Here is a 14,777-nt window from a genome sequence, read left to right as displayed (position 1 = left end):
TACAAACAATGCTACAATAAGCTATGTGTAAATATGATTTGAGGAGGAAAACCCGTGAGTAAGATAACGATCGTATTACTGGTAATTCTTGCCGTACTGCTTATCGCCCTGGTTGTTCTGTATTTCCTCGGTAAGAAAGCGCAGAAAAAGCAGGCAGAACAGGAAGAGATGATTGCAGCTGCTGCACAGCAGGTCAACATCCTGATTATCGACAAAGGCAAGATGAAGCTTAAAGATGCCGGTTTCCCATCAGTTGTTCTTGAGAATACACCTAAGTATCTTCGTCGTTCAAAGGTACCGGTTGTCAAGGCAAAAGTCGGACCAAAGATTATGACTCTGATGTGTGATGCAAGCATCTATGATCTTATTCCAGTCAAAAAAGAAGTAAAAGCAACCGTAAGCGGTATTTACATCACTGCAGTAAAAGGAGTCAGAGGTTCTCTTGAGGCTCCACCTAAGAAAAAAGGATTCTGGGCAAGACTGCGGAACAAGTAACAATAAAAAGGGTAAATGATTCTGAGCCGATTGAATCATTTACCCTTTTTGTTTATTTTCCTGAAATTGCTTCCTCTGCCTGTGCTTTCGGTCTTATGCTCATTGCGATCCGGCAGTCTGCCGTCGCTTCATGATTCACATCAAGCCCGTACTCCACAGCAATATCAATTCGCTCATCATCCACATTCACATCCAGCTTCCGTGTATGAATTCCAACATGAAGCTGCCCATACGGTGTATCATAATATGTGACATTCATCTGATTCTTCTCAAATACCATATGTGCATTCGTAATTCCGCTCTTCATGATCTCCATCGAATCTTCACCGGTGATCTTGATCTTATTCTTAACCACCCCCGGAATCCCTTCCATTACTTCATCATAAAGAATATAATGCTTTCCGTTCTTCCAGTAATAGCTCGCCGGAGTGATCACTTCGATCGGCTCATTCTCTTCATTTTCTTCCGGATCTGCAAATGCCATATCATGCAGTCCGGAAATCGTCAATAATACATCCTGTGTCATACACGTCATCCAATCTGTCTGTTATTAGATGGCAAGCTGTTTTGCGATATCGTACTGGTACTCCGGAATTCCTTTCTGCATTGCCAGTGCTTCGTTGATATCGAAGTCAATATACTCGCCATGTTTGTATCCTACTACACGGTTTGTCTTTCCTTCAAGAAGAAGATCTACAGCAAGAGATCCCATGATAGATGCATAAACTCTGTCTTTTGCTGTCGGGCTTCCTCCACGCTGCATATGACCAAGAATAGTAGCACGTGTCTCCATACCCGTCTCTTTTTCGATTCTCTTTGCCATATTCATAGAATCACCGATACCTTCGGCATTGATGATAATGTAATGCTTTTTACCGCGTTTTCTGCTTTCTTTGATGTCTGCAATGATCTTTGCTTCATCGTAGTCATGTTCCTCAGGAAGAAGAATCTTCTCTGCTCCATTGGCAATACCGCACCACAGTGCAAGGTATCCCGCATCACGTCCCATAACTTCGATAACACTACATCTTTCATGTGATGTAGATGTATCACGTACTTTGTCAATTGCTTCCATCGCTGTATTAACCGCTGTATCGAATCCGATTGTGTATTCTGTACATGCGATATCAAGATCGATCGTTCCCGGAAGTCCGATTGTATTTACTCCAAAATCAGATAATTTCTGTGCTCCCTTGAAGGAACCGTCTCCTCCGATAACTACCAGACCGTCAATTCCATATTTCTTACAGATTGCTGCTGCTTTCTGCTGTCCTTCTGGTGTACGCATTTCCTCGCAACGGGCTGTCAGAAGAATCGTTCCACCTCTCTGGATCGTGTCTGATACATCTCTGGCACTTAAATCAATAATTTCCTCGTTAAGAAGTCCTGAATAACCTCTTCTGATTCCTCTTACCTTCAGTCCTTTTCCCAATGCGGTTCTTACAACTGCACGGATTGCAGCGTTCATTCCCGGTGCGTCTCCACCACTGGTCAATACGCCGATAGTTCTGATTACTTTTTCTGCCATGATATGTCTCCTCCGTCTCTTCTACTTTGTAACTTTACTATCCTTTTGCTTATTTTATCTCAATCCACACGTTATTGTATAATATTCACCCCTTCATTTCAATGGGTTTTTCTATTACTTTTACACAATCTTCTCCAAAATAATTCGTCAATCTGCTCAAAATTCCAGGTTCTACCTGGATATTTGCGTTTTTAGGAAGTCTTTTTACCGCTCTCTCCGCTTTGCAGAAGATTACAACCTGGTCCTCACCCTCACTTTCCGCGAGCATCCGGAACAGATTCTGCTCATCTTGAAGGTAACTCTGTTTGTCGGTATACTGGATCCACAGTTCTTTTTTCATCATCTCAAACGGAATCACCTCTTCACAGATTAGCTTACTTGCATTATCATCTTCTTCCGATACACGTCCCCGCACAAATACTTTGCTGTCCTCCTGCAGATACTGCTGGCTTTTCTCATAGCTCTGCGGGAAAATGACAACCTCTACCGTTCCAAGAAGATCCTCTACGGTAATAAATGCCATCGTTTGATTCTTCTTTGTATATTTGATCGTCTTCGATGTGATCATACCACCGATGATCTCCCTTGACCCGTCACGCACTTTTGTCCGTCCGGTCTCTTCATCAAGCTGAAAATCCAATGTCGTTGCGGAAATACTCTTGCGCCATTTCTCTTCATATTCTTCCAATGGATGTCCGCTGATATACACGCCGAGTACTTCTTTTTCAAATGCAAGCATCGTTTCCTTCTGGTATTCTCCCACATCCGGAAGCGTGACCTCAAATTCTTTTTTCTGTTCGTCATCTACAATATCAAAGAGCGACATCTGTCCGGCAAGCGAATTTTTCTTGTTCTGTGCTACCTGATCCATGATCTGTACATAAATGATCATAAACTGCTTTCTGGTCCCTTTCAGACTGTCAAATGCGCCGGATTTGATAAAGTTTTCTACCGCACGTTTATTGACTTCCTTACCGGAAAGCCGTTCCAGAAAATCCTTCAGATCACGAAACGTGCCATGCTCTTCTCTGTCCCGGATGATCTGCTCGATCACCGGTCTTCCAACCCCCTTGATCGCCGCAAGTCCGTAACGGATATTACCGTTATCTACAGAAAAATCACCAACCCCACGATTGATATCCGGCGGCAGGATAGAAATTCCCATCTGTCGGCAAGTGTAAATGTATTCGGCAACCTTTCCCGGATTGTCGATGACAGAAGTCATAAGCGCTGCCATATATTCTACCGGATAATAATATTTCAGATACGCTGTCTGGTATGAGACAACCGCATACGCTGCCGCATGTGATTTGTTGAACGCATACTTTGCAAAATCGATCATTTCATCATAGATCTTATTCGCAACCTTTTCATCGATTCCATTTTTGACACAGCCCGGAATGCCTTCTTCTTCATTACCATATACAAAATTCTGACGCTCTCTCTGCATCACGTCGCCCTTTTTCTTACTCATGGCACGGCGTACAAGGTCGCTTCGCCCAAGTGAATATCCGGCAAGGTCACGCACGATCTGCATAACCTGTTCCTGGTATACAATGCAGCCATAGGTCGGTGCCAGGATCGGCTTTAACTGCGGGCATTCGTAAGTAATCAGCTCCGGATGGTTCTTTCCTTTGATATACTGTGGAATGAAATCCATCGGACCTGGCCGGTAAAGAGAAATTCCGGCGATAATATCTTCCAGACTCTGTGGTCGAAGCTCCTTCATGAAGCTCTTCATCCCTGCACTTTCTATCTGGAAAATACCGTCCGTCTTTCCGGTTCCGATATAGTCAAGCACTGCTTTATCATTATAATTTAATTCTTCTGTTACCAGCTTCACACCGGTACTTTTTTCAACCAGTCTGATCGCATCCTGAATGACGGTCAGGGTACGAAGCCCAAGGAAATCCATTTTCAGAAGTCCCAGTTCTTCCAGTGTGGTCATGGTAAACTGTGTGACTACATTGTTGTCCGCTCCAAGTGCCAGCGGAACATATTCATCCACATCCTTCTGGCTGATCACGACTCCCGCGGCATGCATGGATGTATGCCGTGGCAGACCTTCCAGTCTCTTTGACATATCGATCAACTCTTTTACCTGTGGGTCTTCATCATAGAGCTTCTTCAGCTCATGGTTCATCTTCAGGGATTTATCCAGTGTAATATTCAGTTCTTTCGGAATCATCTTTGCAATTGAATCCACAAAAGCATACGGAAGATCCATAACTCTTCCCACATCCCGCAGCACCCCGCGCGCCTGCAGTGTACCAAAGGTTACGATCTGCACTACCCGGTCTTTGCCGTATTTACGTACAACATAGTCAATGACCTCCTGCCTTCTTTCAAAGCAGAAGTCCACGTCGATATCGGGCATGGACACACGTTCCGGATTCAGAAAACGCTCGAACAGCAGCTGATACCGGATCGGATCGATATTGGTGATCGCAAGTGTGTACGCCACAATGCTTCCTGCCGCAGATCCACGCCCAGGTCCAACCATGATTCCATTGCTTTTTGCAAAATGAATAAAATCCCATACAATAAGGAAGTAATCCACGTAACCCATGCTTTTGATAACGCCCAATTCATAATTCAGGCGCTCCACAAGGGCTAGATCCGGGTCTTCTCCATATCGTCTTTTCAGTCCGTCAAAACAGAGCTTATTCAAATATTCCCATGAGGTAAATCCTTCCGGCACATCGAATTTCGGGAGCTTTGTTACACCAAATTCAATCTCTACATGGCATCTGTCTGCAATCTTCTGTGTATTTTCCAGCGCCTCCGGTGCATATGGGAAAAGTGCTGCCATCTCTTCTTTGGACTTCACGTAGTACTGTCCGCCTTCATAGCGCATCCGATCCTCGTCTGCGAGCTTTTTCCCTGTCTGAAGACAAAGCAGGATATCATGTGGCTTTTCATCTTCTGCGTAAGTATAATGCACGTCATTTGTCGCCACAAGGTCGATTCCGATCTCCTGCGACAGACGCATCAACTGCTGGTTAACGGTGCGCTGTTCCGGGATCCCATGATCCTGCAGTTCCAGGAAAAAGTTGCCTTTTCCAAAAATCTGTTCATAATGAAGCGCAGCTTTTTTTCCTTCTTCATACATCCCTCTCGCCAGGTTTCTCTGTACCTCTCCGGCAAGACATGCACTGAGGGCAATGATTCCTTCGTGATAGGTCTCCAGAAGCTCATAATCTACTCTTGGCTTATAATAGTAACCTTCCGTAAATGCACGTGACACGATCTTCATCAGATTGGCGTAGCCTGTATTATTCTCGGCAAGAAGTACCAGGTGATAATATCGGTCCTCATCGCGTCCTACGGCTGTTTTATCGAATCTGGATCCCGGTGCCACATAGACTTCACATCCCAGTACAGGATTGATTCCTGCCGCTCTTGCGGCTCTGTAGAAGTCAATGACGCCATACATGACACCATGGTCTGTGATCGCAGCCGCTGTCATCCCCAGTTCTTTGACTCTGGCAACATATTCTTTAATTTTATTCGAACCGTCCAGAAGGCTGTATTCCGTGTGGACGTGCAAATGCGCAAAATTCATATTGTGTTCGCTCCTTTTCTCTGTGTTCCATTTTAGCAGAAATGAGGGGGATTTCCAACTGGTGTGGGGAAAATTTTATAGGTTGGTGGACGGCGGATTTCCAAATATATATACTCGGGTTCCCCTCGCCAAAACATTCCGATGAACCCCTGAAAGCGGGAGTCGTGTTCAGCAAGGGCTGCCACGATTCCTGGGTTTCATCTCCATTGCCTCGAAGGGAACCGGAGTATATATATTTGGAAATCCGCCTGTTCAACGGTATCGAATGATTTTCTGGATGTGTTGGAATCTGCAGGAAGAGAAATGTTCTGAAAATAAAGCAGTATGTTAATATCACAACCTCAAATAACAAAGGACTCAAAAATTTGAATCGCTCTTCCAAATTTTTGAGTCCTCTAATTGTTTCAGCATTTAGTAATTATTACAATAATCAAACACAGGTCTTCCCTGTTCATTCCATTTTATGCGCATGCGGTAAGCATGTCTGTTGGGATCATACAGTGGATCTCCGATTATTTCATCGTATGGTCTTGCATGATAGATCATAATATCTTCTTTTCCATCCTCCGACTTTACAAAAGAATTATGTCCCGGCCCGTAGATTCCTCTTTCTGCATCTGTTTTTAAGACCGGATATCGTTCTTTTTTCCAAGCCCTTGGATTCAGCAGGTCTTCTGTCTCTTCTATGCTGAGCATTCCCATACAATAGCATTCTCCTGTAGCACTTGCCGAATAAGTCAGATATATTTTCCCATCATGATGTACAACTGCCGGTCCTTCATTTACCCAGAAATCCACTCTTTCCCAGTCATAATCCGGTGAAGTCAGAAGAACCTGTTCTGTCGCAAGACTTGTTGGTGAATCCATTCTGGCAATGTATAAATTGGAAATCTTCTTTCCAACACTAACTTTTTCTGCCCATACGCAGTACCATTGTCCCATATTTTCAAACACGGTCATATCCAAAGAAAAGTCCTGGAATGAAAACGCGTCTTTTCGCTTTAACATTCCCATCTCTTTCCACGGATCCTTCAATGGATCGTCGCCTTCACACATCAACACATACGGTCTGATTGCCCAAATATCCTCAATATCTCCACCTGCAAAATAAATAAACCATTTATTATCCACATAATGAATTTCCGGTGCCCAAATGTGCACACTCATAATTCCGTTTTCATGCTTTCTCCATATGGTTACTTCTTCTGCCTGTGCCAATCCGTCGACCGTATTGCTTTTGCGAAGTACAATACGGTCATATTCCGGTACAGATGCAGTAAACCAATAGGTTCCATCAGAATGTCTGTAAACATAAGGATCTGCCCGCTGTATAATAAATGGTTTATTGTATTCTGTTTGTCTGTAATTTGTTTTATCCATAATCGTATCCTCTTATCTTTTCACTGCAAGTGTCAAAAATTTTTTTGCAACTCACCGTTGTTTCTGATTGCTCTATTGCCTTGCAATTTTTGCGATCTTACTTCACATTATTTCAAAATACAGAAGATATAGAAAAAACCTTACAATGTGTCCCGGTCAAGAATATGATAATTCAGATAAATAGATTTTGGCGAGTATTCTTTTGAATCAATCTGCTGGATCAGTTCCACAACCGCCGTTGATGCAACACCTTCCAAATTTGTTGAAACAGTTGTCAGTTTCGGCGTGATATACTGCAAAAGACTGATATCGTCAAACCCCATTAATCCAAAATCCTTTGGTATCATCAGACCTTTTTTTGTGCCCCATTGCATAATAGACAAAGCATAGCTGTCACCCGAACACAAAAAAGCAGTCTTTTCATGCAATCCTCTTGCACAGATTCGTTCAACCTCCGGGAGAAACTCTGTTTTCCCAATCATTTTCATTTTCAGTTCCGGGTGAATCGCCATTGCAGCTTTAAAGCCTTTTTCTCTCTGCTTATGTACATAAATATTCTGTGTTTCTTCCATCTCCAGCGGCGGGCAGACAAATACAATTTTCTTATATCCTTTTGATACAATAAGTTCTACCGCATCCATCGCTGCTGCCATCTCATTCACCTGTACCGTAGTGATCTTCTCGGACACCTGGTTTCCAATACATACGATCGGAATGTGTAATGATAAAAGAAATTCTTCAAATTCTTTTCCTTTATTGATCGGATTGATCAGTATACCTTCCATCTGCCTCTCTGCAAGCCCCTGTATCAGTTTTCTTTCCCATTCCAGGCTCTCGTCACAGACAACAATATTCGTAAAATAACCTCTTTTGTCTGCCTCTTTGTTAATCGTATTCAACGACTGTACAAAGTACATATTCTCAATATTGATTGTTACAACACCAAGGGACATTGTTCTGCCATGATTCAAACTCCGTGCCAGAAGATTGGGACGATAATTATTTTCTTTTGCGACCTGCAGGATTTTTTCTTTTGTTTCTTTTGAGACACTGCCACCATTTAGTGCACGTAACACCGTCGTTCTTGAAACCCCGCATTGTTCTGCAATTTGATTTACTGTAATCGCCATAATTACACCCCCGATCCTGATTCTACTCCGAGTATATCATAATCTCCCTGTATCGGCAATGAAGGTTCGCTTCTTATCTCTTCTGTCTCTCCTGTTCTTCTCAGACAGCTAACCGTACCATATTAAATGACAATGGTTGTAACGCAATCTGGCATCTGCCTGTTTCTATCTCAACATTTTTTTCTTTCTTCGGGATTACTGCATCATGCTGTTCCATGTTGGTCATTTTTTTATTTTCAGCTGTCATACAAATGCTTTCTATCACGTGTTGTATTTCAAAATCCTGCAGATCTACTTCTGCTTTCTGCAGTTCTTCTTCACTTCGGTTTACTGCAAAGATGACAAGCTCCTGATCTTCCTCATTCCACACAACAAGACTGTCCACATATGGAACCCCATCAAATTCTGCACAACTATAACACGGTCCTATACTTGCTGTTTTCAAAACAGTCCCTTTCGCATAGGTTGCAAAATAATGAAACGGATAGTATATCGTCTGAAGCCAGTATTCCCCATTTTTTTCAGTCATGATACATGCACTGATATTTGTAAGCAATGACTGGCATGCAATCTTGATCACATCTGCATTTCTCAGAATCACCATCTGCATCCCCGCAAATAGGAGTGCATCCTCCAGCGTATAAATCTGTTCACTGATCGCAGGTGCGATTCCCCATGGTTTCTGGTCAATTTCTGCATTTACGGTATTACTTGGGACTGCCCATACTCCCCATTCATCCACGCTGAACTTCATCTCTTTTTTAGACCGCTTTTTCTGCTTGATAACCTGTGCTGCCGAACGGATCGTACGGATATATTCTTCCATATCCAGCGTCTGCGCAAGAAATCCTTTGGTTCCCTTATCCTGCCCGGCATAATACTGATGAAGCGCAAGGTAGTCCGCAACATCATATGTTTTTTCAAGGACTTCCATATCCCATTCCGGATAAGTTTTCATATTTGACAAAGAACTTCCACACACAATCAGTTCGATTGTCGGATCCATCAGCTTCATTACTTTTCCGGTTTCTGCTGCCAGCTTTCCATAGTCTTCCGCTGATTTATGTCCGATCTGCCAGCTACCATCCATTTCATTTCCAAGGCACCACATTTTAATTCCATAAGGTTCTGCAACACCGTGCTCTTTTCTCAGATTACTGTACTGTGTTCCCTCCGGGAAATTGCAATATTCCAGATAATGTATTGCATCTTCAACGCCTCTTGTACCCAGATTTACTGTAAAAATCGGCTGTACATCCGCTTTTTTTGCCCATTTCATAAATTCGTTTGTCCCAAATTCATTCGTTTCAATCGCTTTCCACGCAAGATCCAGTTTACGAGGTCTTTTCTCTTTTGGTCCTACCCCGTCTTCCCAATGATACGCAGAAACAAAATTTCCACCCGGATAACGTACTGCTGTTACATGCATCTTCTTCACCTGTTCCAACACGTCTTTACGAAATCCATCCTCATCTGCGCTTTTATGATTTGGTTCATATATCCCTGTATAAATAACTCTTCCCATGTGTTCCAGAAACGAACCATAAAGTCTGGGATCTATTTTGCCTATCACAAATTCTTTATTACATATTATTTTTGTGTTTTCCATATGAAATAATTCTCCTATCCTTTCAGTCCACCACTACTCATGCCTTCAATGAAGTACTTCTGACCAAACATATAAAGAACAAACATTGGTAATAACGAAATCAGTGCTCCGGCAAATGCCGCTCCATATTCAATCGTATTTTGTCCAATAAACAAAGCCAGTCCATTTGCTAATGTACGCATTTCTGTACTACTTGTTACTATCATAGGCCATAATAAATCATTCCATGAGCCATTTACACTCAGAATAATCAAAGTAATAACCGCCGGTTTTACCTGTGGCATCATAATTTTCCAGAAAATCCCATATTCTGAAAGCCCGTCAATTCTCGCCGCTTCTGCCATTTCCTTGGGAATTCCGGTAAATGCAGCTCTCATCATAAAAATAGATCCTGCCACTGCAACTCTCGGTATAATCAGTCCCCAATAAGAATCGTACATTCCCATCTTATATACAACAAGGAAAAGCGGAACCATAATAACCTGAAACGGAACCATCATGGTTGCAAGAGTCATCAAAAACATTCCCGTTTTTCCTTTAAAGTCATAAAATGCATACGCATATCCAGCCATACAGTTTACAACAACCGCAAGTGCTGTCGTTCCTCCCGCATAAATAACAGAGTTCAAAATATATCGAAGAATATCAATACGGTCCTGTACATCTGTAAAGTTTTCCAAAGTAAATGAATTCGGTATAAATGTAGGCGGCCACGAAATAATTTCTTTTTCAGGTTTAAATGCACTGAATACCATCCAGATTACCGGAACAAGAACCAGAAGTGTCAGAATGATCAACATCACGGCAACCGGTATTTCCAAAACGACATTCTTGATCTTTATTGTCTTTTTCTTTTTCATTCCGCTAATCCTCCTTGTTCATTCTTCTGTACATCAAAGTCGTTATAAACATAATAACAACAAATAACACGACTGACATCGCTGATGCATATCCCATACTTGAATTAGATGAGAATGCTCTTGAATAAATGTAACTTACTGTTGATTCTGTTGTATAATTTGGACCACCGTTTGTTGTAACATAAATAATATCAAAAATCTGTAATGCCCCTGCAAATCTTGTCATCAGAATATACCAGAATGTTGGTCTGATAGAAGGCACTGTTATATGGATAAACTGTCTGATCTTCCCTGCCCCATCCATCTCAGCAGCTTCAAAAAGCGAAGGCGATACCTGTTGGATTGCAGTCACATAAATAATCGCTGATATTCCAAAACTTCTCCAGATAGAAATAAAAGACACAACAAATATAGTAAGTCCCGGTGTATTCATGAAATTTATTTTCCCAAATCCCATAGACTGCAATGCTGCTGTAATAAAACCAATATTAGAATGAAGGATCATTCTCCACATAATTCCGATTACAGTGGCAGAACAGATGACCGGTAAAAAGTATACAGCACGTAAAAATTTGTTTTTCAGATTATTCTTGCTGATCACAGCTGCAACAATTAAAGCTCCAAGCACCTGAATCGGAACTTCAAGTCCTGTAAATATTGCCGTGATTTTCAAACTGTTAAGAAAACGCGCATCATGAAAAGCCTCAATAAAATTATCAAAACCGATAAAGCTTGCTGTATTCAGCGTAATCGGGACATCAAAAAAGCTCAATCCAAACGCCATAATAAGCGGAATAACGTTAAACAATAACAGTAAAATAACGGATGGTGCTATAAAAACATACGCACTTCTGGAGGGTGTATTCCAGTATCGTCTTATTTTCTCCATTTTTTCCTCCAATCTCATTTGAAAAGGCGACTTATCCAAGCCGCCTCATTTCCCCGTTTAACAGCATTCTATTTATTGTACTTTTCTACAATCTTATCTGCTGAATTCTGTGCCTTTTCCAAAGCCTCATCCACAGAAGACTTTCCAAATGCCACTGAATTGATCATTTCCGGAATAACATCTGTTAATACAGAACTGATTCCTGGAAAATTAGAATCTACAATAAAATCTGTAGGTGCTTCCGGATTTGCTGCTGACATAGCACTTAATTTTTTATTTGCCTTGTATTCTTCATTGTCCTGTACAGAGTATGTATATGCCGGGAAACCATTTTCAAGTGACCATTCTAATGCCGGGCTTTTTCCATCTTTATCTGCTGTATTCCACCATTCGATGAATTTATATGCTGCTTCTTTTTCTTCTTCACTGGCTGCTGTCGTAATACCAAATCCAATGACTTCTACAGAATTCATATCTCCGGCATCTCCCTGTGGGATCAGGCTGATTCCATAATTTACACCGGCTGTATCAAGTCCGGTTGTTACCCATGGTCCGCCTATTGTTATTCCAATCTGACCGGCGCTTGCCATTGAATCTGTATCTGCTTCTAACGGATTATCACCATTATCAACCATATCTTTATACATATTCAGGAATTTTTCATATCCTGCATTGCCTTCAAAATTAGCTTTCCAGTTTCCGTTGTCATCTGTAACCGCAAGTCCTCCAAATCGCTGCATGATATGTGCAATCTGATAAGCATAATCATAAGAAATTCCCGAACCGTAAACATTCTTGTTTGCATCAGTAATCTTAGCTGCATCTTTCTGCCATTCATCCCATGTTGCCGGCGGTGTATCCGGATCCAATCCTGCATCTTTAAACAGATCTTTATTCCAGTACATATAATATCCAACTACCTGGAACGGAACAAAATACATCGACTCGTCATCGGAGCAGTAGTCCAGATAAGACTGAATAAAATCATCTTTGTCCAGATTCGTTTTATCAAATACATCACTTACATCCTGAAGATAATCTCCATAAGTAAAGCGGTATGCACTTGAACTAAGAATCATTGTCGGTCCCTCATTTGCAGCAAAGGCTGTTGATAACTGACTGTCAAGATCCGAAGAAATATCCATTTTTACTGTGATACCATCTTTATTCTCTTTGTTATACTTGTCAACCATTTTCACCAGCATATCTCCATCTGCACCGGTAAAACTATTCCAAAAAGTAATAGTTGTTCCTTTAGAATCTCCAGATTTCTTTGACTCTTTTTTGTCCCCTGAACCTCCGCATGCTGTAAGTGATGCAATCATCATCGCAGATAAACCTAATGCCGTAATTCTTTTCCACTTTTTCATATTGATTCCCTTTCTGAAACGTAGTAAATACTTTCCCTTCGTCAAGTTCAAGCACTATATTTTCTTTGCTTTTTCGCAATGTACACGTGTACGTTTTTTGTTCTAAGTAAAGGATATTCCTTCTCTTGTTAAAAGTCAAATGCTTTTTATATCTTTGTTAATATTACACATTTTAGAATTATATTTTTGTGCATTTATTCCTTGTTTCTGTGTCTTTTCTTTATGTTCTCGTGTACTCACATTATTTATTCTGACTATTCAGATAATTCCCACATTTTTCAAACGTGGTCTCATACCATCCGCATTTCACCACACCACTACATTTTTGAATTGAAATCGCCCGGATTTTTTCATTATCATCAATAATCTTGAGCACCGAATCAGCAAAAAGAAAGCACTCTGATTCGGTGTCACAACCTCATTCTAACGCAAAAATACCACCACATTGAAATTTTTCTCTCAATGCGGTGGTTTCTTTTCTTACTCCACTGCTTTTACCGCAGCAGACATTTTTTCTTCATTTCGTTTTGAAAAATACAGTTTTGTTTCCCCAATGATCACTTTTCTAAGTGCAATGATTGCGATCAGGTTTGGAATAATCATCAGCGCATTCGTGATATCTGCAAGAAGCCAGATTGGTTCCAGCGATAAAAACGGTGCCAGTGCAATCGCTGCAATGTAGATGATCTTATATGGTTTGATCCATTTCGTTGTGCCGGTCAGATAAACCAGGCAGCGTTCTCCGTAATAATTCCACCCCAAAATGGTGGTAAATGCAAAGAACATGATTCCTACTGCGATCAGATACATGCCTATATTGTGCGGCAGACACATGTTATATGCAGCTGTAACAAGCGTGCTTCCGTTCATATCCGAATTGTCCATCAACCCGCTGCTGATGATAACTAGTCCTGTCATGGAACAGGTCAGAATCGTAGTAACAAACACACTTGTCATGGAAAGAAGGCCCTGTCTTACACCGGAGTTCGTCTTCGCCGCCGCTGCAACGATCGGTGAACTTCCAAGTCCTGCCTCATTGGTATAGACACCTCTGGCGATTCCGGTTCTCATAACCGTCATAAACGTGATGACACCCGTTCCTGCAGTCCCTCCTATTACCGATTCTTTTGCAAATGCACAGGTAAAAATGGCCTTAAAAGCCCCCGGTACTGCAGCCCGGTTGATCACCAGTGCAACGATCGAACCCCCAAGAAATGAAAGTGCCATGATCGGCACAACGATCTCAGCAACCTTTGAAATACTTTTAATCCCGCCAATGATCACAACCGCCGTTAAAACGGTTACAATAATTCCTGCTACGATAATCGGTATATGGAATGTCACATTGACGGATTCCGTGATCGCATTCACCTGCGGAAATGTTCCGCATCCAAATAACGCTGTACACATGCCAAACACAGAAAAGGCTTTTGCAAGCCAGATAAATCTTTCTCCCATACCATTTTGGATATAAAACATCGGTCCACCGGCCATCTGGTTATTTTCGTCCGTCACTCTGTATTTTACCGCTAAAAGACTTTCTGAATATTTCGTCACCATACCAAGTATGGCTGAAATCCACATCCAGAATAACGATCCCGGTCCACCAATTCGAAGCGCCGTTGCAACTCCAACAATACTTCCCGTTCCTATGTCCGCTGCCATCGTTGTACATAGAGTCGCAAATGCCGATACATCTCCTTCTCCGCTTCCGGTCCCACTTTCTTTTTCAAAAATGGCCCTTACTGCACGTGGAAATTTTGTGATCTGCAGTCCTCTCAATTTGATTGTAAAGTAAAGCCCTGTACCAATCAGCAGCAACAATGTCGGAGGTCCCCATACATAACTTTGGATAGTCGTCAGCATCCCCATTAAACTACTCATTTCACTTCTCCTTCGCCTCTGTTATTGTTTTCCATCCATATTCTACTACAATATATTTATGGATAAT

Annotated in this window: 11 protein-coding genes; 1 reads left to right on the top strand and 10 read right to left on the bottom strand. The window is 41.7% G+C overall.

The features are described from left to right. Positions 1 to 54 precede the first annotated feature (54 nt). Entirely contained in the window at positions 55 to 495 is a 441-nt protein-coding gene (locus tag PGZ10_RS04480) for a hypothetical protein (RefSeq protein ID WP_117557988.1), read from the top strand. A gap of 52 nt (positions 496 to 547) precedes the next feature. Here PGZ10_RS04480 and PGZ10_RS04475 read toward each other — a convergent pair whose 3' ends face one another. The 10 genes from PGZ10_RS04475 to PGZ10_RS04430 all read right to left on the bottom strand — a co-directional run bounded on the left by PGZ10_RS04475 (position 548) and on the right by PGZ10_RS04430 (position 14,710). Next, positions 548 to 1,021, bottom strand: a complete 474-nt coding sequence (locus PGZ10_RS04475) for a DUF1934 domain-containing protein (RefSeq protein WP_055247913.1) — start codon at positions 1,019 to 1,021, stop codon at positions 548 to 550. 24 nt (positions 1,022 to 1,045) lie between these two features. Next, entirely contained in the window at positions 1,046 to 2,023 is a 978-nt protein-coding gene (gene pfkA / locus PGZ10_RS04470; protein WP_055247911.1) for a 6-phosphofructokinase, read from the bottom strand. A gap of 85 nt (positions 2,024 to 2,108) precedes the next feature. Next, a complete protein-coding gene (locus PGZ10_RS04465; protein WP_270540777.1) occupies positions 2,109 to 5,588 on the bottom strand; it encodes a DNA polymerase III subunit alpha in 3,480 nt (1,159 codons plus the stop codon). A 411-nt stretch (positions 5,589 to 5,999) separates the two neighbouring features. Then, entirely contained in the window at positions 6,000 to 6,968 is a 969-nt protein-coding gene (locus PGZ10_RS04460; protein ID WP_118199551.1) for a glycoside hydrolase family 43 protein, read from the bottom strand. 140 nt (positions 6,969 to 7,108) lie between these two features. Next, positions 7,109 to 8,098: a LacI family DNA-binding transcriptional regulator gene (locus PGZ10_RS04455; protein WP_270540775.1), complete on the bottom strand. Its 990-nt coding sequence runs from the start codon at positions 8,096 to 8,098 to the stop codon at positions 7,109 to 7,111. Between the two features lie 100 nt (positions 8,099 to 8,198). Beyond that, a complete protein-coding gene (arfA, locus tag PGZ10_RS04450) occupies positions 8,199 to 9,707 on the bottom strand; it encodes an arabinosylfuranosidase ArfA (protein ID WP_270540773.1) in 1,509 nt (502 codons plus the stop codon). 14 nt (positions 9,708 to 9,721) lie between these two features. Beyond that, on the bottom strand, positions 9,722 to 10,567 hold the full coding sequence (locus PGZ10_RS04445) for a carbohydrate ABC transporter permease (RefSeq protein ID WP_117558001.1): 846 nt from the start codon (positions 10,565 to 10,567) through the stop codon (positions 9,722 to 9,724). A 4-nt stretch (positions 10,568 to 10,571) separates the two neighbouring features. Further along, positions 10,572 to 11,456, bottom strand: a complete 885-nt coding sequence (locus PGZ10_RS04440; protein ID WP_173825988.1) for a carbohydrate ABC transporter permease — start codon at positions 11,454 to 11,456, stop codon at positions 10,572 to 10,574. Between the two features lie 68 nt (positions 11,457 to 11,524). After that, positions 11,525 to 12,826 (bottom strand): extracellular solute-binding protein, encoded by a 1,302-nt coding sequence (locus PGZ10_RS04435; RefSeq protein WP_118199742.1) that lies wholly within the window; start codon positions 12,824 to 12,826, stop codon positions 11,525 to 11,527. Between the two features lie 480 nt (positions 12,827 to 13,306). After that, positions 13,307 to 14,710, bottom strand: a complete 1,404-nt coding sequence (locus tag PGZ10_RS04430) for an alanine/glycine:cation symporter family protein (RefSeq protein ID WP_117824798.1) — start codon at positions 14,708 to 14,710, stop codon at positions 13,307 to 13,309. Positions 14,711 to 14,777 lie beyond the last annotated feature (67 nt).

The organism is Coprococcus sp. AF102-57 (assembly GCF_027686195.1).
GTDB classification, from domain to species: domain Bacteria; phylum Bacillota; class Clostridia; order Lachnospirales; family Lachnospiraceae; genus Allocoprococcus; species Allocoprococcus comes.
The sequence above is the reverse complement of the archived record's forward strand: the minus strand, read 5'-3'. Positions and strand labels throughout refer to the sequence as shown.